Origin of the sequence: Pseudoduganella violacea (assembly GCF_014191875.1) — a bacterium.
GTDB classification, from domain to species: domain Bacteria; phylum Pseudomonadota; class Gammaproteobacteria; order Burkholderiales; family Burkholderiaceae_D; genus Rugamonas; species Rugamonas violacea_A.
Genome location: NZ_JACHXD010000013.1, coordinates 91,177 through 110,911 on the forward strand (window position 1 = coordinate 91,177; position 19,735 = coordinate 110,911).

Genomic DNA, 19,735 nt, shown 5'->3' on the forward strand with positions numbered 1-19,735 from the left:
TCACGCCGCCGCCGGCTCAGCGGCGGCGGCGGCAAATTCCTGGAAGGCCGCCATGGCATTGGCCGCATACATCACCGACGGGCCGCCGCCCATATAGATGGCCACGCCCAGGGTTTCCTGCACCTCGGCTTCGCTGGCGCCCAGCCGCACCAGCGCCTTGCTGTGGAAACCCAGGCAGCCGTCGCAGCGCGCCGCCACGCCGATGGCCAGCGCGATCAGCTCCTTGGTCTTGGCGTCGAGGACGCCGTCGGCGATGGCCGACTTGCCCAGTTCGTTAAACGCCTTCATCACATGGGGAATGCCCTGGCGCAGCGGCGCCAGATTGGCCGAAATTTCCTGCGTCAATTCACCGTATTCAATCGTCATCTCACCTGCTCCCAAGAAAACTGGCCTGCCCGGTGCAAGGCCATCTAAATTAGCGTATACTAATTTAGGAAAATCTAATATACAATTCGAAGATGCCAACAGATAATCCAGATCATCTTTTTCTGCAGCAAAGCGCGGCCCAGGCGGCCGCCCTGCTGCGCGCCCTGGGCAATGAGCACCGGCTGCTCGTGCTGTGCCTGCTGATCGCGCATGGCGAAATGGCGGTCAGCGCGCTCAACGACTATGTCGCCCTGAGCCAGTCGGCCCTGTCCCAGCACCTGGCGCGCATGCGCGAGGACGGCCTGGTGGCCTTCCGCCGCGAAGCCCAGACCCTGTACTACCGGATCGACAATCCGCAGGTGATCCAGCTGGTCGGCACGCTCAAACAGATTTTTTGCCCCTAGACCGAGAGGAAGCCAGCATGGCCCTGCCCACCCTTACCCCCGCCGCCGCCCGCCAGCACCTGGAACAAGGCGCGCTGCTGATCGACATTCGCACGGCGGACGAACATGCGCGCGAACGCATCGCGCAAGCGCGCCATCTGCCGCTAGAACGCCTGCTGGCCGGCACGGACGGCGCTCTGCCGGCGGGACGGAACGTGATCTTCCATTGCCGCTCCGGCCAGCGCACACGCCAGCAGGCAGCCGCCCTGGCCGCCTGCGCGCCCGGCGCCGCGTATGTGCTGGAAGGGGGATTGGATGGCTGGAAGCAGGCCGGGCTGCCCGTCCTGCGCGACGCCGCACAGCCGCTGGAATTGCAAAGGCAGGTGCAGATCGCCGCCGGTTCCATGATCGTGCTGGGAACGGTGCTGGGCGCCACGCTCACGCCCTGGCTGTACCTGCTGCCCGGTTTCATCGGCTGCGGCCTGGTGTTCGCCGGCGTTTCCGGCTTCTGCGGCCTGGCCCGCCTACTGATGAAGATGCCCTGGAACCGCCGCCAAGCCGCTTAAGCCGGCGCCGCATCCATAAAAAAAGCCGCCGGACTGCGAGGTCCGGCGGCTTTTTTGCTGTGCCGCCGGCAAGCCGGCGGCGCGTGGCGAACTTAGAACTTGTAGTTCGCGCTCATACGGAAGTAACGACCCATGCCATTGTGCAGCTGGGTGTTATAGCCCTGGAAGTTGGTCGTGGTGCCATAACGCACGTCATACGGCGCCTTGGTGTCGAACAGGTTCTTGATGTTGAACGCCAGCGTCAGGTTCTTGATGCCGGTGTATGCATAGTTCACATCAAAGGTGGTCCAGCTCTTCACTTCGCAATCGTTCAGGTTCGGGAAGAAGTCGCTGAACTTCTCGCTGCCGCCTGGATTGGTCTTGCCGTAGTGGCAGAACGGTGTACGTAGGTGATGGTGCTAATCAATATATCAGTAATTATTTCGGCTCTTTCAGATCTAAATTTCAAGCAGCGAAGTTTTATCGATTGATACAAAAATATGCAACTATCAAAATAATAGACTCATCTCCCAAGTCATAATCAACCATCGATACAGCAAAATTAACAAAAATGCACCATTGTTGAAAAATTACGACAAAATTATCTTTTTTTTTGAAATTCATGGCGTCCGTGACAAATGGATAGAATATTTCCATACATCAAATATTATATTTGAAGGTACAGGATACTACTATGCAAGAAAAAAATACCTCACTTTTCCGTCATGAATTATTTGAGAGCCGCCAAAATCAATGGCTAGGCTCAATACAACTATCTCAACCAATTTCCGCTGCGTTAGTTGTCGCACTATCCGTGGCATTAGGGACATTAGCGATAATTTATATTGCGTTTGGAACTATTACAAAAAAGGCCCACGTATCTGGCATAACTACGCCAGCTCAGGGAATAATTAATGTAACCTCAAAGATATCTGGGATAATTTCGCATATTCATGCCACTGAAGGTCAGGAAGTCTCTGAAGGAGATTTGTTATTTGACATTTCATCCGACAGACACACTTCTTTGGGAGATGTGTCCCTTATGCTAAATCAACAATTTTCAGTTAGACAAGAAAGTCTTGAGAAAGAGCTATACATAAAAGAATTGCAAATGAAAGAAAAGAAGCAAAGCCTCAAGCTTCGCCTTAAAAATCTCGATCTTGAAGATCAAAATCTTACGCAAGAGTTAAAGATATTGGAAAGCAGAAGAAATCTCGCAAATTTAACTGAAAACAAATATTCTCTTTTGGAAAAAAATGGATTCATTTCGAGCACTCAAACACAAGAAAAAAAAGAGATCTCTTTAGACTTAGCATCTAAGGAAATGGCTATGAAACGTAGCAAACAACAACTCCAATCCTCAAAAATTGCTCTTGAGGAGGAGATAAGCAGTATCAGTAGTATTTTTGAAATGGAATCTAGTCAAATTAGAAGAGCTATAGCAGGAATTAAGCAGGAAATAATTGAAAACCAAGATAAATTAAAAAATCTTAGTAATGCAACAAAATCTGGAGTCATCTCTAACATCATGATAAAGCCAGGCCAGTCGGTTTCAGCTGGACAGCTTTTGGCATCCATAGTCCCATTCGCAGCATGTAGCCAAGTAAGTGGTGGAAAAAACTTGCAATGCCAGCCTAATAAAAATATAGATCTAGAAGTACATTTGTATGCTTCAAGCAAGGCAACGGGATTTGTTACTCCTGGACAGACCGTTATGCTTAGATACCAAGCTTACCCTTATCAAAAATTTGGGCTAAGAAAAGGCACAGTTGTAGATGTGAGCAGTACGCCATTTGCTCCAAATGAGCTGCCAGCAAATATGGCGAGCACAATTCTCAGCTACCATCGCGCAAAAGACCAAAATCCATCTATCGAAGAAGCGTTGTATCGCATTCGAGTAAAAATTGATGTGGAAGGCACACATTTCCACGAGACATCATTTCACTTAAAGCCGGGAATGGTGGTTGATGCAGACATTATTCAAGATAATAGAAGAATATGGGAATGGATTTTAGAACCAGCAATTGCGATGTCAAAAAGAATTTAAAATTCAGCAAAAAAAATACGCTGATACATTCCTCTAATTAGAGGCTTCCCAATTTTGTGCATTTCGCATAAAATTTTATAAATGAAAGGTCTTTCATGCGAATACTTAGCGATTCCGAATTGAATTTTGTTGCTGGCGGTTACGTTGACAATGGAGAATGGCCTGACCAGCGCACTCAAGAATTTTACACTTCCATTGCTGATAGCTGTTTTGATTCCTACATTTACAATTCGAAAGAAGGGGTAATTTATGGACGAGTAACTGTTCAGTCTGCTGCAAGTGTGGCCGAAGTACTCAAATCTATTTCTGATGCCTTCCCTAAAGGCGAGGCTGAATGTAAGGTAAAGGTTACTGGCGGTACCGAAAAGCCAATGGAATGGGAAATCGATTGTAAGGCCAAGATAGTGCGTAAATAAAATTAAAAGGAGGAGAGAATTTCTCCTCCTTAAGTCAATCAAACAGGCCAAAAGTAATGAAGGTAATATTACAATCAGAATCCAGTGAATGCGGCCTTGCTTGTCTAGCCATGATAGCCAATCGTTATGGGTTTGAAATAGAAATTGGCGAACTCAGAAGAAGGTTCTCTGTAAGCTTAAAGGGAGCCACCTTAGCTCAAATCATTAGACATAGCTCATCTCTAGGGTTTGCAAGCCGCCCGCTTCGTTTAGAAATTAATGAACTTTCAATGTTGCAACTTCCATGCATATTGCATTGGAATTTAAACCATTTTATAGTTTTAAAAAAAGTATCTAAAGACCTGCGAGGAAGATTTTCGTATCACATAGTCGATCCTGCAATCGGGGAGAGAAAATTAAGACGAGAGGAAATTTCTTCATGTTTTACTGGAGTAGCATTAGAGTTAACTCCAACTCCGTCCTTTAAGCGCATAGAAAAACCTAAGTCGTTAAAAATATTAGATCTTACTGGGCCTGTTATTGGCCTTAAGAAGGCAGCAGTACAAATTGTGCTATTAGCGATGGCTCTGGAAGTTTTTTCCGTTATAAGCCCATTATTTAATCAATATGTCATCGACGAGGTCATAGTTAGCTCTGATCAGGAGCTACTCACAACCTTAGTTATAGGCTTTGGAATTTTATTAATAATACAAAATCTTATTGGATTTGCTAGAAGCTGGTTTTTGATGCGTTGGGGAATGAGCCTTAATTTTCAATGGGGAGCAAGGATTTTTTATCATTTAACAAAACTCCCTGTTTCCTATTTTGAAAAACGTCATGTTGGGGATATCGTATCCAGATTTTCTAGCACTGGAGCCATTCAGGTTACTCTTAGTAGTATTTTTCTGGAATCAGCGCTAGATGGGTTAATGGCAATAGTTGCATTTTGCATGATGCTGCTATACAGCCCAAAGCTTACACTATTAATTTGTATTTCTATCTTCTTATACACAGCCCTCCGAGCAGCATTTTATAGTTCATTTCGAGCGGCATCGCAGGAAAGACTCGTTCTCTCCTCAAAAGAAAATAGTTATTTTCTAGAGACAATTAGAGCCATATCCCCATTAAAACTCTTTTGCCGTGAAGATAATCGCCGTTCAAAGTGGCTTAATTTACGAACCGACGTAATGAATCGTGATATTAAAACGCAAAAAATTTCCTTGCTCTTTAAGGTATTCAGCACACTTATATTTGGAACTCAAAACCTGCTACTGTTTTACGTAGGAGGGAACTCGGTCATGCAGGGAAGTTTGACTGTAGGTATGCTCATGGCATTTTCAAGCTATTCCAATACATTTTCATCTCGAGCATTAAATTTGGTTGACTTATTTACAAATATGAAAATGCTTAGCCTTCACTGCGAAAGGTTGGGTGATATTGTTATGGAGGAAATCGAGGAGGACCCAATTGAAGAATTCGACATCTCTAAGATTGGGTATGAAATTCAACTAAAAGACGTGAAATTTAGGTACGCAGAAGGAGAGCCTTGGATTTTAGATGGCATAACTATGACTATCCCTCCAGGGCAAAAATTGGCTTTAGTAGGTGATAGTGGCTGCGGAAAAACAACCCTATGTAAGATTATATTGGGTCTTCTAAAGCCGATCGAAGGGGAAATTTTATTAGATGGTGTACCAATACGTAAAATCGGCATGAATACTTACCGCAAACAAGTCGGGACGGTAATGCAAGATGATGTTTTACTAGCTGGCTCCATACAAGAGAATGTTTCTTTCTTTGATACGCTTATGGACGTAGAGCGCGTAGTAGCATGCTGCAAAGCAGCTGCCATTCACGATGAAATTTCAGCTATGCCAATGGCGTACTATACTTTAGTTGGTGATATGGGGAGCAGCTTATCAGGTGGCCAAAAGCAGCGAATATTACTTGCGAGAGCATTCTACAAAAATCCAAAAATTCTTATTTTGGATGAGGCCACTAGCCATTTAGACATAAATAATGAAAAAAACATAATCTCAACATTAAGAAAGGACGATTTCACACAGATAATGATTGCTCACCGTCCTGAAGTAATTCAGTCAGCACACAGAATTATCAAATTACAGGATGGGAAAATTTCAGAAATTCAATTTTTACCTGAATTGGTTGCGGCATAATATTTTCAAAAAGAGGAAACATGAGAGTACTAAACGAAATCGAAACCCAGCTTGTGTCTGGGGGTTATGAATCAATTGAATGGCCAAGCGCTGCAACGGAGGAATACTATACCAATTTTTCGGATGGCTTTTTCGACTCTTACTCCTTTGATCTGAAGAATAGAGTGGTTATGGGAAACAAAGCCGTAACAACCGTCAACAGTAAAGAGGAAGCAATAAAAGCAGTGGAAGAGTGCGGTGGTTCGTTTGTTATAAAATACAAGGCTGCTGATGGGGAAAAACCGGAAATATGGACCATTGAATGCAAGGTCCCTATTGTAAGGAAATAAAAGTATTAAGTGTTACCTGATTATGTTCTTATCTCAGGATGCCCCAGAATCCGCCGCTCGAACACGGCGGTGTGCTGACGATGGCCGCCGCCATGCGCGGCACCATCGCGGGCATGTCAGACCGGCGATTGAAGCGGTATTGCACCTCGGCCAGATAGCGCTGCGCATACTTGGACAATTTGAACGCATGATGAGTGCCGGACAAAGCCGTTTTCAGATTCCCGAGCAGGACGTTAAGCCATCGGAACGGCTCGATTTCCGTCCCGGCCTGGCCCTTGGGAGCGATCACTGTCTTGTGCACATAGCCCAGTTTCCTTAGTACTTCGAAGCCCAACAAGCCGTCGGAGATGACGCAACTTCCTGGCACAATCGCGCGTGCGGCCCCACGGTGTCAGTGCGGCGAACGAAAAGCCGTTGACCGGATCGAAGCGCACGCGCTGCGGGCGCCCTTCGCGCATTTCGACGGCCGCCACGAACGCCACCTTGTTCGAAGAGCCGCGTCCTGGGCCGCCGCCGGTGCGCTCGCCGCCCAGGTAGGCATCGTCAATCCGCACATCGCCTTCCAATGGGTAGCGCGCCTCGCGCTGGACCATCACCTCCATCAGTTTGTGCTTAAGCAGCCATGCTGCCTTCCACGATATGCCCAGCTGTCGCATCAACGCCAGCGCCGCGATATTGGTCTTCGACTGCGTCATCAGGTAAATCGCCAGGTACCAGGTCGTCAACGGCAGCCGGCCATGTTCCATGATGGTGCCGGCGCGCAGGCTGGTTTGATGGCGGCAGGCTTTGCACTCCCAGTAGCGGTTGCCATTGCGTCTGAACTCGTAAGCTGCGCCGTGGTCACAGTGCGGGCACTTGAAACCGCGGCCCCACCGTGCCGTTGCCAGCGCTGCTTCGCACTGCTCCTCTGTACCGCACTCCTTCATAAACTGAGCCAGCGACAGTCCTTCCTGGAACTGAATTTCATTGATCGCCATGATTGATCCTCCACGAGAAACCTATCGATGGCTATTCGACTGCGGGCTGCTGTGAAAGTTCTGAAGTTAAAACATAATCAGGAAGTGTTATATGAGCCCTATCTAGGGCTCAATCATCTTCCCTCCGGCGTCTACATTTTCCACCTCAAGCCATACGCAAACAATCGAGTGCAAAATATAAGCTAGAGTCTGTTGCCGATATCTTCTAGGATAAATGGCGGTGGTCGAGTAACGGCATAAGTTGAACTGGAGCCGATAGACCATAACCGTTTGTGTCCCCTAATAGTAAAAACGCCAGCCCTTTCAGACTGGCGTTTTGCTATCACAGATGACGAAAGGAATTAGAACTTGTAATTGGCACCCAATCGGAAATAACGACCCATACCATTGTGCAACTGGGTGTTATAGCCCTGGAAGTTAGTCGTGGTGCCATAACGCACGTCATACGGAGCCTTGGTATCGAACAGGTTCTTGATGTTGAAAGTCAAGGTCAAGTTCTTGATACCGGTGTACGCGTAGTTCACGTCAAAGGTAGTCCAGCTTTTCACTTCGCAATCGTTCAGGTTCGGGAAGAAGTCGCTGAATTTTTCGCTGCCGCCTGGATTGGTCTTGCCGGCGGCGTTCTTGCCGTAGTGGCAGAACGGTGCTGCATAAGTTTCCGTGTTGTTGGTACGGCGCAGCAGGGAAACCGGACCGACGTAGTTGACGGTGGCGGTCACAGCGTGCACGTCCTTGCTCCAGGTGACGGAAGCTTTGCCGCGGTTACGTGGATTGTCATCAGCCGTGGTCGACCAGTCGGACAGGCCGCCATTGTAGCCGGCGGTGTTGGCCGCTACGTCGCCAGGATGCTCGGCGCGGCGGTACTCGTGCAGGTAGCTCCAGTTCAGGTTGGAGGTCAGACGGCCCCAGTCGCCCAGCGATTTGCGGTAAGCCACTTCGAAGTCGACACCGCTGACTTCGGTGCTGCCCTGGTTAACCCAGGCGCGGTTCACCTGCAGGATCGGACCGGAGTTCGGGATCACCACACCGTTGGCGTCTTTCACCCAGTTCGCCGGATTGTTGTCGCGCACGACCTGCCCTTTCGGGTACTGGGTCGGGTGGTCGATCACGGTTTGCGCGCTCAGCAGTGCGGTCTCGTTGGTCTTCTTGATGCGGTACCAGTCGACCAGGATGTCCAGATCCTTCATTGGGTTCAGGATCAGGCCCAGCGAGTACGACTTCGATTTTTCCGGCTGCAGGTTCGGATCGGAAGCCGAAACGCTGGAGAAGCTCTTCGAGCAGTCGGTACGGTCGGCACCGGTCAGATAGTTCTGGCCGTCCGGGCAGCGCAGGGTATCGATGGCCGTGCTGAAGCTCTGCACGCCGCCTTCGGCGATCTGCATCAGCGCCGGTGCGCGGAAGCCCTTGGCGAAGGAGCCGCGCAACGCGACGCGCTCGGTGATGCTCCACTTGGTGCCGACCTTAGGCACAAAGCTCTTAGCGGCCGGGTATTTGTCGTAGCGGCCGGCGAAGTCCATTTCCCAGTTTTTCAGGAATGGGGTGCGCAGTTCGACGAAGCCCGATTTCACGGTGCGCTCGCCGTTCAGGCTGGAACCCACCAGACCGGTGATCTTGCCAGCGGCAATGGCCGAATCCGGGGTCAGGCCGATCGATTCCTGGCGGATCTCGCCGCCGAAGGCCAGGCCGATATCGCCGCCCGGCAGTTTGCCCAGGGTGGTCGACGCTTTGGCGTCGATCTGTTTCACCATCGCAAAGCCGGTGTTCAGGGTGTTGTGGGTCACGCCCGGATCAGCGATGGTGGCCGCAATGGTGCGGTTCTCGGTCATGATGCGCGCGATCTGGTCTTTCAGGATGTAGCCGTAGCTCAGCTCTTCACGCTCGCTGCGGTTCCACAGCAGGCCGGTTTCCCAATCCCAGTTGCCGGTCGTGCCTTTCAGGCCGACCAGGCCACGGTATGCCTCGTTGACGTTTTTCGAACCGCCAGGGGCGTTCATCAGGCGGAAGCCGACAGCCGAACGCGCGTCAGGGAACGGATTGTCCGGGTGGCCGACCGGCAGGATCAGCTGGAAGTTTTGCACCGGCTGGCCGGCGGCGAACACGCTAGTGGCCGAGGTCGAACGGGTGGCGATCGGCGCGCCCAGGTAGCTGCGCTCGGTGCGGCTGTAGGACAGCTCGGCGAAGGCAGTCACGTTCTCGCTGACTTGCACATTGAAGCGCGACAGCACGTTGCCGTCCTTGCCTGCGCCCTGCACTTCCTTATAGTCATTCAGATTAATGTTACAGAAGGTGCGGCCGACCAGGGTGTCGGTCGGCAGCAGATTGTGGGCGGCGATGCTGCCGGTGATCTGTTGCGACGCGTCGCAGTTCACGCGGTTGATGACGTTGGCGCGGTCAGCATAGCTGTTGTAGAAGGTTTTCGAGCCTGGGCTGCGTTCCTTGTAGAAGAACGGCGAAGCGGTCAGCGAGCTGGAGAAGGCGTTCAAACGGCCGTTGATCGGGCCGTACAGGTCTTGCTGCACGTCCTTGTCGCTCATCAGGGTGCTGTCGCGCTTGGATACGTCGAAGGAGATCAGGCCGCTGAAGCGGTTTTTCTCCAGATCGCCGAAACCCCAGACGCCATTGACGGTCTTGCGGCGGAATTCTCCGTCGTCGTTGCCGCTGATGCTGGCGCCCAGTTCGGCACCCTTGTAGTCGGACTTGGTGATGAAGTTGATCACGCCGGCGATCGCGTCGGAGCCGTACACGGCCGAAGCGCCATCCTTGAAGATCTCAACGCGCTCGATGGCGGAGACCGGGATGGAGTTCAGGTCGTACACCGCCGATTTGCCCTGGTTCGGGTCAGCGTAGGCGGACGAGGTGATGCGGCGGCCGTTCAGCAGCACCAGAGTGGAGGATGAGCCCAAACCGCGCAGCGAGGCGGTGGAAGCGCCGTTCGAAAAACCGCCGTCGGAACCGTCAACCGAAGCGCCGGAGCCGAAGGCGGGAATATTTTTCAGCAATTCCGCCACAGTGTTCGCGCCGCTGGCAGCGATCTCTTTGGCGCCCACGGTCTGGACCGGCGAAGAGCCTTCCTTATCCGCGCGCTTGATGTTGGAACCGGTCACGAAGACCTTTTGCACGGCCGGCTCAGCGGCCTGTTGCGCCATAGCGAACTGGGCGCCACCGACAGCCAGGGCGACGGCAACCACGCTTTGTTTGAGAACCAGGTTATGTTTCAAAACTCTCTCCGCTTGAAATGCTTTTTTAATGAAGTCCATTTCGGAAGCCCCTAGGGTTTGCCGAAGGAATGATCAGAACACTACCGGCGGTAAAAATCAGTATCAAATATCAACTGTTGCATGCAAGATACAGAACATACTTGCCAAATAGAAGTGAATGTGAATCGGCCCCTTTTCTGACAAAAGAATGGAAATCAGTGCCGTTCCTGTAAGAAAAATTGTTATTCATTAGTAAATGAACATTTAATCCATTCCATAAAGTTATAGATCAATAAGTTCATCGCATAAACTTTTCGTTACAAATTTTTACTTCAGGAAAAAATCTTAGCTCAGTTGTTAACATTTCGCCACACTGTGCAACAGCGTGGATGGCGGCCGTAAACGAAAAATGCCGCCCGCAACATAGCGGACGGCATCGTGGCCAGATGACCGGGCGACTGCCCGGTCAAGCCTGCTTGCTATTAGAACTTATAGCTGGCGCTCAGGCGGAAGTAACGGCCCATGCCATTGTGCAGCTGAGGATCGAAGCCCTGGAAGTCGGTCGTGTCGCCATAACGTGGGTCGTAAGGCGCCTTCTTGTCAAACAGGTTCTTGACGTTGAACGACAGGGTCAGGTTCTTGATGCCGGTGTAGGTGTAGTTCACGCCCACGGTGGTCCAGCTCTTCACGCTGCAGTTGTTCAAGCCCTGGAAGTACTCGCTGTAGTGCTCGAGGCCACCTTCGCCCAGCTTGCCATTGGCGTTATAGCCGTAGTAGCAGACTGGTGGATTGTAGGTGGTGGTGTTGTCCCAGCGCGTAACCAGGGACACCGGACCGACGTAATCCACGGTAGCGGTCACCGAGTGCACCGCCTTGCTCCAGTTGATGGAGTAGGAACCACGGTTACGCGGATTGTCGTCCACATTGGTGGCGCGGTCGGCGTAATTGCCGTAGGAACCAGCGATGTTGTGCGCCTGGAAACCAGGACGTTCGGCACGGCGGAACTCCATCAGGTGGCTCCAGCTCAGGTTCTGGGTCAGACGGCCCCAGTCACCCAGCGATTTGCGGTAAGCCACTTCGAAGTCCAGACCGCTCACTTCGGTGCTGCCCTGGTTGACCCAGGCGCGGTTCACCTGCTGGATCGGACCGGAGTTCGGGATCACCACGCCGTTGGCGTCCTTGACCCAGGTCGCTGGGTTGGTGTCGCGGATTACGGCGGCGGTCGGGTAGCGGCCTGGGTTCTGGATCACCGCTTGCGCGCCAATCAGCGCGGTTTCGCTGGTTTTCTTGATGCGGTACCAGTCAACCAGGACGTCCAGATCCTTCATCGGGTTCAGGATCAGGCCCAGCGAGTAGGACTTCGATTTTTCCGGTTTCAGGTCAGGCGTCGACGCGGACAGGCTGGAGAAGCTCTTCTTGCAGTCGGCTTTCTCGCCGTTTTCCAGGAATTTCTGGCCGTCAGGGCAGCGCAGGTAGTCGATCGCGCTGGTGAACGATTGCACGCCGCCTGGCGCCACTTGCAGCAGCGCAGGCGCGCGGAAGCCTTTGGCGAAGGAGCCGCGCAGGGCGACGCGCTCGCTGATGGTCCACTTGCTGCCAACCTTAGGCACGAAGCTCTTTTCGCCTGGATACTTGTCGTAGCGGCCAGCGAAGTCCATTTCCCAGTTTTTCAGGAAAGGCGTACGCAGTTCGACGAAGGCCGAACGCACATTGCGCTCGCCGTTCAGGCTGGTGTTCGCCACACCGATGATCTGGCCGCTGGCGGTCAGCGCATCCGGGGACAGGCTGATTTCTTCCTTGCGGAATTCGCCGCCGATGGCCAAGCCGATATCGCCGCCAGGCAGTTTGCCCAGCGTGGTCGAGGCTTTGGCATCGAGCTGTTTGACTTGCGCGTAACCCTTGTTGACGATGTCGCGGGTCACATTCGGGTCTTTGATCGTGTCGGCGATGCTGCGGCCTTCGGTCACGATGCGGTTCAGGGTTGGCATGTGCAGGCGGCCGTAGCTCGTGCCTTCACGCTCGCTGCGGTTCCACAGCAGGCCGGTTTCCCAATCCCAGTTGCCGGTCGTGCCTTTCAGGCCGGTCAGCACGCGGAACGATTCGTTCAGGTTCTCGGAACCGCCGCGCGCGTTAACCATGCGCAGGCCGACGGCCGAGCGGGCATCCGGGAAGGGATTGTCCACGTGGCCCACAGGCAGGATCAGCTGGTATTGCTGGGCAGGCTTGCCGTCGGCGGTGAAGATCGACGACGAGGCGGTCGAACGCATGGCGATCGGCGCGCCGGTATAGGTGCGCTCGGTGCGGCTATAACCGGCTTCGGCGAAGGCGGTCAGGTTGTCGTTCAGCTTCAGCGTGAAGCGCGACAGGATATTGGCGTCCTTGCCGGCGCTCTGCACTTCGTTGAAACCGTTGGTGTCGTAGTTGCAGAAGGTGCGGCCGATCAGCGGATCGGTAGCTTGCAGGATGTGGGCGGCAGCGTTGCCGGTGATCTGCTGGCTCTTGTCGCAATCCAGACGGTTGACGATGTTGGCGCGGTCAGCGTAGGTGGTGGCGAAGGCCTTCGAACCAGGGGTTTTCTCTTTGTAGAAGAAAGGCGAACCGCTCAGGGCGCTGGAGTAGGGGTTCAGACGACCGTTGATGGCGCGGTACAGACCGTTTTCCACGTCCTTCTGGTCGTAGACATTGGTGCTGTCGCGTTTCGATACGTCGAAGGAGATCAGCGCGTTGAAACGGTTCTCTTCCAGATCGCCAAAGCCCCACACACCGCTCACGGTGCGCTTGCCGAATTCGCCGTCATCGTTGGCGGCCACGCTGGCGCTCAGTTCCAGGCCACGGTAGTCGGACTTGGTGATGAAGTTGATCACGCCGGCGATGGCGTCGGAACCGTAGACGGCGGAAGCGCCATCCTTGAAGATTTCCACGCGCTCGAGGGCCGAAACCGGAATCGAATTCAAGTCATACACGGCCGACTTGCCCTGGTTCGGGTCAGCGTAGGCGGAAGCGGTGATGCGACGACCGTTCAACAGCACCAGGGTCGAGGACGAACCCATGCCGCGCAGCGACGCGGTGGCGGCGCCGCTGGTGAAGCTGCCAGCGGACGTGTCGAAGGACGCGCCCGAGCCGAAGGCGGGGATGGTCTTCAGCAGTTCGGCCACGGTGTTGGCGCCGGAAGCGGCGATTTGTTTCGCGTTTACGGTCTGGATCGGCGACGAACCTTCTTTTTCCGCGCGCTTGATGTTGGAACCGGTCACGAAGACCTTCTGCACTGCCGGCTCGGCAGCTTGTTGTGCAACGGCGAACTGGGCGCCGCCCACTGCGAGCGCGACCGCGATCACGCTTTGTTTGAGAACCAGGTTATGTTTCAAAACTCTCTCCGCTTGAAATGCGTTTTCTGTGATAAAGCATCGTCCAGTGATCCGTTTGGATCACCGAAGGGGGGCATGAAAACACTCCAGGCAGTGGAAAGTCAGTTTCCCGGATTAAGTTGTTGCGAAACAACAACACGAAAAGCTTGCCAGATAAGGAAATTTGTGATTCACATATTTACGCTTAGAAAATATGCAAATTCGGCACAAAAACTGAGGAAAACTGGAGAACGTGAGCAAAGATGCATGCCAGAGAAGCATGCTTGCACCACGAAAGTGCATTATCCAATAACCAAAAGCTATGGACTAATAGTAGATAATTTCACCAACAAATGAAAAAGTCAGCAAAAATATGTAAAAAAAACGTCATAATGAGGCTGTTTTACAACATTTTGCCAAGCACAACCGGGGCCAGATCGACTGATGTTGCCATTGCCTGGCTGAAAAGCCGGCCCAGCGCCCCGCATCCATATATATAGCTTGCCATACGAAAAAAAACCGCCGCAAACGCGGCGGTTCGAACAAGCGGCCGCCCGCAGGCGGCCGGATGCAGGGTTAGAAGCGGTGGTTGTACTCGACCGTGAACTTGGCCGAACGCGGCGCCGTGTAGCTGATCACGCGCTGGTAGCTCGGGTTGATCGTGGTGCCGGTCAGGTTGTAGGTTTCTTCCACGTTCTGGGTGGTTTGCTTGTTCGCCACGTTGAACACGTCCAGCTTCAGGGTCAGGCCTTTCAGCATGGCCGGGCGGTACGCCAGGTTCATGTCCAGGCGGATATCCCATGGCAGGTTGCCGAAGGTGCCGCGCGGCGCTGCCTTGGTGCCGCACCAGAAGTAGACCGAACCGTAGTCCGGCGCATCGTCCGGCAGGTTAGGATCGTTGCCGAAGCAGCTGCGTGGCCGGCCGGAAGCGGCCAGGAAGTTGCCGCCCAGGGTCCATTCCGGATTCAGCTCATAGAAGCCGTAGGCCTTGATCTGGTGCTTGCGGTCGTTCGGCAGCAAGCCGTTGGCGCCGCGCATCAGTTCCGCCGTATCCCAGGTCGAGGTGGCCGCCACGTCGGTCTGGGCATTATCGGAACGGGTCTGGCCTTCGGTGTTACCCTTGCTGCGCGACCAGGTGTAGTTCACGCGGCCATACCAGCCATTGCGCAGCGGGTGCTCGGCGAAGAAGTCCAGCGCCACGTAGTCGCGCTTGGCTTTCTCGAAGCCCAGGTCTTCCTTGCTCAGCTTGACCTGGGTGTATTTCTTGTCGCCGTTGAAGTCAACATTGAAAGTGTTGTCCTTGCCCGGATTGAAGGTGACGCAGCCCAGGCCGCTCCAGTGGTCGGTGTTGACGTGGTTGCGTTCCGCCCAGGCGGCCACGGCGCGGTCGTCGCAGTAATCGTCGATGGTCTGCTTCAGCTTGCGGAAGGTGGCTTTCGCGCCCACGTTCAGGTCGGCGGACAGGGCTTTTTCGAAGCCGGCCGTGATTTCATCCTGGTAGGTCGGCTTGATGTCCAGCGCCGTCAGCGTGTTGACGTCCTTGGCCTGGCCGAACTCGTTGTTGGTCGAGGTCACGCCGGTCAGGTTCTTCAGGCCCAGCGGCGCGCCGTTGGCGTCGGTGCCGGTATAGGTGAAGTACTCGCGGGTGTTGGTCGAGCGGCTGGCGCCGCGCACGGCCAAGTGGGTCGGGATCTGCAGCGCGTAACGGCCAGCGCTACCGAAGACCTTGAACGAGGCGTCACCGTTCACGTCCCAGGCGGCGGACAGGCGTGGCGAAATCTGATTCTTCACTTCCAGGAAGGTTTCGCCGTCGCCGTTCTTGTTCTTGAAGCCTTCGCTGCGGATGCCGACGGTCACCAGCAGATCCTTGTTCACTTGCCAGCGGTCTTCCAGGTATTTGGCGTCCTGGTCGGAGTAGGCATTGGTGGCGCTGTTGAACAGACGGCGGCTGACGAAGTAGCCCTGGGTGCCGTAGCCGCCGCCATTGGCGATGACGACCGGTACGCCGTTCAGCTTGTTGACCGCGGTGGGATTGTCCACCTTGTCGTAGAACCAGATGCCGCCGCCGGCGGTCACGTCACCGGCTTCCAGCGACTTCAGCTTGTTCTGGTCGAAACCGCCGCGGATGGTGTGGCTGGAAATCTTGTATTCCAGGTCGATGCGCGAGGAGGTGGTTTCGTTCTTAGCGCCGTTCGGGAAGATGGTGCTCACCAACACTTGCGGCGTGCTGTAGTTCAGGCCGGGCACGCGGGCGCGCGAGGCGGCGTTGATCTGGAACATGCTGCTCAGATCGCCGTCATAGGTGTTGCTGATCTTGGTCTTGCTCTTGCCGTACAGGGCCGACACGGTCAGGTCGTCGGTCAGGTTACCGGTATAGCGCAGGATTTTGGAATCGGCGCCGACCGGGGTGTAGTTCGAGTTGTTTTTGTAGTGCTCGGACGAGGTCTGCTTGCTGCCGCGGCCGTTGACATAGTCGTAGCCGTAGAGCTGGCGGTCTTCCTTGTTGTTGTCGCCGATCAGGGTCGCTTCCAGGCGGTGGTTATCGTTGATGTTCCAGTCGAACTTGGCCAGATAGCGGTCCGACACGTCCTGGCGCTCGGCCCAGCCGGTGGTCGCCAGGGTCGGGCTGCCGACGATGCCGACGGTGTTGGCGTAGGCGTTGACGCCGGCCAGGTCATCCTTCTTGCGCTCGACGGCGACGAACATGAACAGCTGGTCCTTGATGATCGGGCCGCCCACATAGCCACCGAAGGTGCGCTTGGTGCTCGAATCTTCCGACTTGCGGCGGAACAGGGTGCCGTCGGTGGCCGGGTTGGAGCCGGTGACCGGATAGTACTGGTCTTTCTTGCGCGCGGTCAGGGCATTCGGCTCGATGCTGAAGGTGCCGCCGGCTTCCCAGTTATTGGTGCCGCTCTTGGTGGTGACGTTGACCACGCCACCCACGGAACGGCCGAACTCGGCGCCGAAGCCGCCGGTCAGGATCTGGGCCTGGGCGATGGCGCCGAAAGGCAGTTCCGAACCGCCCAGCTGGGTCAGCGGATTGGTGACAGGGAAACCGTTGATGTAGTAAGCATTCTCGGACGCGCCGCCGCCGCCGAAGGAAGCGCCGGCCGCGTAGCGCGAGTCGGCGCGGGTGGTGTTCGGCGCCAGCTGGATAATGGCGTCCACATTATTGGCCACCGGCAGCTTGGCCAGCTCCTTGGCGGTAAACACCGCGCCGTTATTGGTGTTGGAGATGTCGATGCGGCTGCGGCGGCCCGTCACCTGCACCGCCTGGATGGCGCCGAAGGACGCTTCCACGCCCTGGCCGACGATCACATCGACTTCGGTGGTGTTGACGATTTTGCCCTCGCGCTGCAGCTCGACCTTGTAGTGGCCGGGCGGCATGGCGGTCGCGTTGTAGCGGCCGCTGGCATCGAGGGTGACGGTACGCTTCACGCCGGTATCGACGTTGTTAAGCACCACGGCAGCGCCGGCGGCGCCGTCCACACGGCCGAAGATATTACCGGCGGCATTCGACTGCGCCAGCGCCGACGGCAGCATCGCCACCGTCAGCGCGCCGGCGCCAAAAGCCACTGCTAAAGCACGAACAAGAATGGTCTTTCTAATCATTGTGATTTCCTATCTCAAGCTATCTTGCTGTTTATTTTAATCACGTATTTTTATTGTCCCGACTACTTCCCGATCAAATAGAGCGGGAAAGAATCCAATAAGCCGCCGCGCATATTGAAATGCTAGCGACTTACGAAATGCATGGGAACATGCAGATGGCAAGCCTGTCAATCACGCAAGAATTCGCCGGGGCAGAAAACAACACTATCGTCCTTTTTCCGCTGCAAGATTACAACAATGAGCGAAAAAAGCAGCGGCGATCTTCCACGATTTCCGCCGATATGCATGGATTCTCCGGGATTTCATCGGAATAAAATTCGAAATATTACTTATTTTTCAAAATTTAATTCAACACAGAATCGCAAGCAGAAATATGTGAATTGCGGCTTTTCTTATTCGAAAAACCAATTTTCTTGCAGAGGGGATTTAAAACAGGAAGGGAAACTGGATTAGCGCCGGATTTGAAACATCAACGCCGTACTTTTTAATTCGATGTCAAAACCAATTCCAGCGCGATGATTATCTTTGCAGGAATCCATTCCGATTGGCGGGGACCGGACATTTGAAGCCCTCAATAAAACCATAGCAAAAGCATAATCGTCAATACCAAAATGCAAGTTTCATCCCAAAAACAACAATGAGCGGCTGCCGGCCCGCTCTTGGGCGGCCGGGTCAGGCAAGGTAAAATGGCGGATTGGGCCCGTTGCGCGCCCCACCCGCTTGAGAAAGAACACCATGCTGCGATTGAACGAAGTCAAACTCCCCCTGAACCACGCCGAACCCGAGCTGCGCGAAGCCATCCTGGCCCGCCTCGACATCCCGCCGGAAATGCTGCAGGGCTTTACCGTGTTCAAACGCAGCTACGACGCCCGCAAGAAAGCCCAGATCGTGCTGATTTACTCGGTCGATGTGGAGACCACCGACGATGCGGCCATCCTGGCGCGCCGCCAGCACGACGTGCACCTGATGCCCTCGCCCGATATGGAATACAAATACGTGGCGCACAAGGTCAACGCCGACGGCAGCCAGCCGCGCCCGGTGGTCATCGGTATGGGTCCCTGCGGCCTGTTCGCCGCCCTGATCCTGGCGCAGATGGGCCTGCGTCCCATCATCCTGGAACGCGGCAAGACCGTCCGCGAGCGCACCAAGGACACCTTCGGCTTCTGGCGCAAGCGCGAACTCAATCCCGAGTCGAATGTGCAGTTCGGCGAAGGCGGCGCCGGCACCTTCTCGGACGGCAAGCTGTACAGCCAGATCAAGGACCCCAAGCACTACGGCCGCAAAGTGCTGACCGAGTTCGTCAAGGCCGGCGCGCCGGAGGAAATCATCTACGTCAGCAAGCCGCATATCGGCACTTTCCGCCTGGTCAAGATGGTGGAAGCGATGCGCGAGGAAATCGTGGCCCTGGGCGGCGACATCCGCTTCGAAGCCAAGGTGGCCGATTTCGAGATCGAAGAAAAGGACGGCCAGCGCCAGCTGCGCGGCCTGACCCTGGCCGATGGCGAGCACATCGTCACCAACCATGTGGTGCTGGCCATCGGCCACAGCGCGCGCGACACCTTCGAAACCCTGTATGCGCGCGGCGTGTATATCGAAGCCAAGCCCTTCTCGATCGGCTTCCGCGTCGAACACCCGCAGTCGCTGATCGACACCTGCCGCTTCGGCCCGAACGCCGGCCACCCGATCCTGGGCGCGGCCGACTACAAGCTGGTGCACCATGCCAAGAATGGCCGCGCCGTCTACAGCTTCTGCATGTGCCCGGGCGGCACCGTGGTGGCGGCCGCCTCCGAGCCGGGCCGCGTCGTCACCAACGGCATGAGCCAGTATTCGCGCGCCGAACGCAATGCCAATAGCGCCATCGTGGTCAGCATCAGTCCGGAAGACTATCCGGGCCATCCGCTGGCCGGCATCGAATTCCAGCGCCGCCTGGAGGAAAAGGCTTTCGTGCTGGGCGGCAGCAATTACAGCGCGCCGGGCCAGTTGATGGGCGACTTCGTGGCCGGCCGCCCCTCCACCGAGTTCGGCGCCGTGGTGCCGTCCTACAAACCGCAAGTGCACCTGACCGACCTGGCCAGCATCCTGCCCGATTACGCGGTGGAAGCGCTGCGCGAAGCCTTCCCGGCCTTCGACAAGCAGGTCCGCGGTTACTTCAAGCAAGACGCCGTGCTGACCGGCCTGGAAACCCGCACCTCCTCGCCGATCCGCATCAAGCGCAACGACGGCGATCTGCAAAGCCTGAACACGCGCGGCCTGTTCCCGGCCGGCGAAGGCGCCGGCTACGCGGGCGGCATCCTGTCCGCCGGCGTGGACGGCATCAAGGTGGCCGAAGCCGTGGCCCTGTCGATGGCCGCCGCTTCCTGATC

At 54.8% G+C, this 19,735-nt stretch carries 13 protein-coding genes and 1 pseudogene; 8 read left to right on the forward strand and 6 right to left on the reverse strand.

The window, feature by feature from the left end; genetic code table 11:
* Positions 1–366: a carboxymuconolactone decarboxylase family protein gene (locus tag FHS03_RS20570; protein WP_183442806.1), complete on the reverse strand. Its 366-nt coding sequence runs from the start codon at positions 364–366 to the stop codon at positions 1–3.
* A gap of 92 nt (positions 367–458) precedes the next feature.
* Here FHS03_RS20570 and FHS03_RS20575 point away from each other — a divergent pair, with 92 nt between their 5' ends.
* Together FHS03_RS20575 and FHS03_RS20580 are read left to right on the forward strand one after the other, a co-directional pair.
* The gene (locus FHS03_RS20575; protein ID WP_183442807.1) at positions 459–770 is read left to right on the forward strand and encodes an ArsR/SmtB family transcription factor; all 312 of its coding nucleotides are present in this window, start codon (positions 459–461) and stop codon (positions 768–770) included.
* Between the two features lie 17 nt (positions 771–787).
* Positions 788–1,315, forward strand: coding sequence for a rhodanese family protein (locus FHS03_RS20580; RefSeq protein ID WP_183442808.1), 528 nt, complete (start codon positions 788–790; stop codon positions 1,313–1,315).
* A 92-nt stretch (positions 1,316–1,407) separates the two neighbouring features.
* On the opposite strand, the gene FHS03_RS20585 is transcribed toward FHS03_RS20580, so the two are convergent.
* Positions 1,408–1,614: a TonB-dependent receptor gene (locus FHS03_RS20585; RefSeq protein WP_183442809.1), complete on the reverse strand. Its 207-nt coding sequence runs from the start codon at positions 1,612–1,614 to the stop codon at positions 1,408–1,410.
* A gap of 374 nt (positions 1,615–1,988) precedes the next feature.
* On the opposite strand from FHS03_RS20585, the gene FHS03_RS20590 reads away from it, so the two are divergent.
* The 4 genes from FHS03_RS20590 (at position 1,989) to FHS03_RS20605 (ending at position 6,242) form a co-directional block, all read left to right on the forward strand.
* The gene (locus FHS03_RS20590; protein ID WP_183442810.1) at positions 1,989–3,341 is read left to right on the forward strand and encodes an HlyD family secretion protein; all 1,353 of its coding nucleotides are present in this window, start codon (positions 1,989–1,991) and stop codon (positions 3,339–3,341) included.
* Between the two features lie 95 nt (positions 3,342–3,436).
* Positions 3,437–3,757: a hypothetical protein gene (locus tag FHS03_RS20595; protein ID WP_183442811.1), complete on the forward strand. Its 321-nt coding sequence runs from the start codon at positions 3,437–3,439 to the stop codon at positions 3,755–3,757.
* A gap of 56 nt (positions 3,758–3,813) precedes the next feature.
* Positions 3,814–5,913, forward strand: a complete 2,100-nt coding sequence (locus FHS03_RS20600) for a peptidase domain-containing ABC transporter (RefSeq protein WP_183442812.1) — start codon at positions 3,814–3,816, stop codon at positions 5,911–5,913.
* Positions 5,914–5,933: 20 nt separating this feature from the next.
* Positions 5,934–6,242: a hypothetical protein gene (locus FHS03_RS20605; RefSeq protein ID WP_183442813.1), complete on the forward strand. Its 309-nt coding sequence runs from the start codon at positions 5,934–5,936 to the stop codon at positions 6,240–6,242.
* A gap of 28 nt (positions 6,243–6,270) precedes the next feature.
* Here the strand turns inward: FHS03_RS20605 and FHS03_RS20610 are convergent.
* The 4 genes and pseudogenes from FHS03_RS20610 to FHS03_RS20625 all read right to left on the reverse strand — a co-directional run bounded on the left by FHS03_RS20610 (position 6,271) and on the right by FHS03_RS20625 (position 17,372).
* Positions 6,271–7,219: pseudogene (locus FHS03_RS20610) on the reverse strand (IS1595 family transposase).
* Positions 7,220–7,560: 341 nt separating this feature from the next.
* Positions 7,561–10,437, reverse strand: a complete 2,877-nt coding sequence (locus tag FHS03_RS20615; protein ID WP_183442814.1) for a TonB-dependent receptor — start codon at positions 10,435–10,437, stop codon at positions 7,561–7,563.
* A 461-nt stretch (positions 10,438–10,898) separates the two neighbouring features.
* Positions 10,899–13,781 carry a TonB-dependent receptor gene (locus FHS03_RS20620; RefSeq protein WP_183442815.1) on the reverse strand — a complete coding sequence of 961 codons (2,883 nt, stop codon included), beginning with the start codon at positions 13,779–13,781 and terminating at the stop codon, positions 10,899–10,901.
* A 555-nt stretch (positions 13,782–14,336) separates the two neighbouring features.
* Complete coding sequence (locus FHS03_RS20625; RefSeq protein WP_183442816.1) at positions 14,337–17,372, reverse strand: TonB-dependent receptor; 3,036 nt, start codon at positions 17,370–17,372, stop codon at positions 14,337–14,339.
* Between the two features lie 119 nt (positions 17,373–17,491).
* Here FHS03_RS20625 and FHS03_RS20630 point away from each other — a divergent pair, with 119 nt between their 5' ends.
* On the forward strand, positions 17,492–17,686 hold the full coding sequence (locus FHS03_RS20630) for a hypothetical protein (RefSeq protein WP_183442817.1): 195 nt from the start codon (positions 17,492–17,494) through the stop codon (positions 17,684–17,686).
* 421 nt (positions 17,687–18,107) lie between these two features.
* Positions 18,108–19,733 carry an NAD(P)/FAD-dependent oxidoreductase gene (locus FHS03_RS20635; protein ID WP_183442818.1) on the forward strand — a complete coding sequence of 542 codons (1,626 nt, stop codon included), beginning with the start codon at positions 18,108–18,110 and terminating at the stop codon, positions 19,731–19,733.
* Positions 19,734–19,735: the final 2 nt, after the last annotated feature.

Coding starts and splice junctions, on each gene's coding strand:
- FHS03_RS20595 (WP_183442811.1), top strand. CDS start 3,437: ATGCGAATACTTAGCGATTCCGAATTGAATTTTGTTGCTGGCGGTTAC.
- FHS03_RS20600 (WP_183442812.1), top strand. CDS start 3,814: ATGAAGGTAATATTACAATCAGAATCCAGTGAATGCGGCCTTGCTTGT.
- FHS03_RS20575 (WP_183442807.1), top strand. CDS start 459: ATGCCAACAGATAATCCAGATCATCTTTTTCTGCAGCAAAGCGCGGCC.
- FHS03_RS20590 (WP_183442810.1), top strand. CDS start 1,989: ATGCAAGAAAAAAATACCTCACTTTTCCGTCATGAATTATTTGAGAGC.
- FHS03_RS20580 (WP_183442808.1), top strand. CDS start 788: ATGGCCCTGCCCACCCTTACCCCCGCCGCCGCCCGCCAGCACCTGGAA.
- FHS03_RS20635 (WP_183442818.1), top strand. CDS start 18,108: ATGCTGCGATTGAACGAAGTCAAACTCCCCCTGAACCACGCCGAACCC.
- FHS03_RS20605 (WP_183442813.1), top strand. CDS start 5,934: ATGAGAGTACTAAACGAAATCGAAACCCAGCTTGTGTCTGGGGGTTAT.
- FHS03_RS20625 (WP_183442816.1), bottom strand. CDS start 17,372: ATGATTAGAAAGACCATTCTTGTTCGTGCTTTAGCAGTGGCTTTTGGC.
- FHS03_RS20630 (WP_183442817.1), top strand. CDS start 17,492: ATGCTAGCGACTTACGAAATGCATGGGAACATGCAGATGGCAAGCCTG.
- FHS03_RS20570 (WP_183442806.1), bottom strand. CDS start 366: ATGACGATTGAATACGGTGAATTGACGCAGGAAATTTCGGCCAATCTG.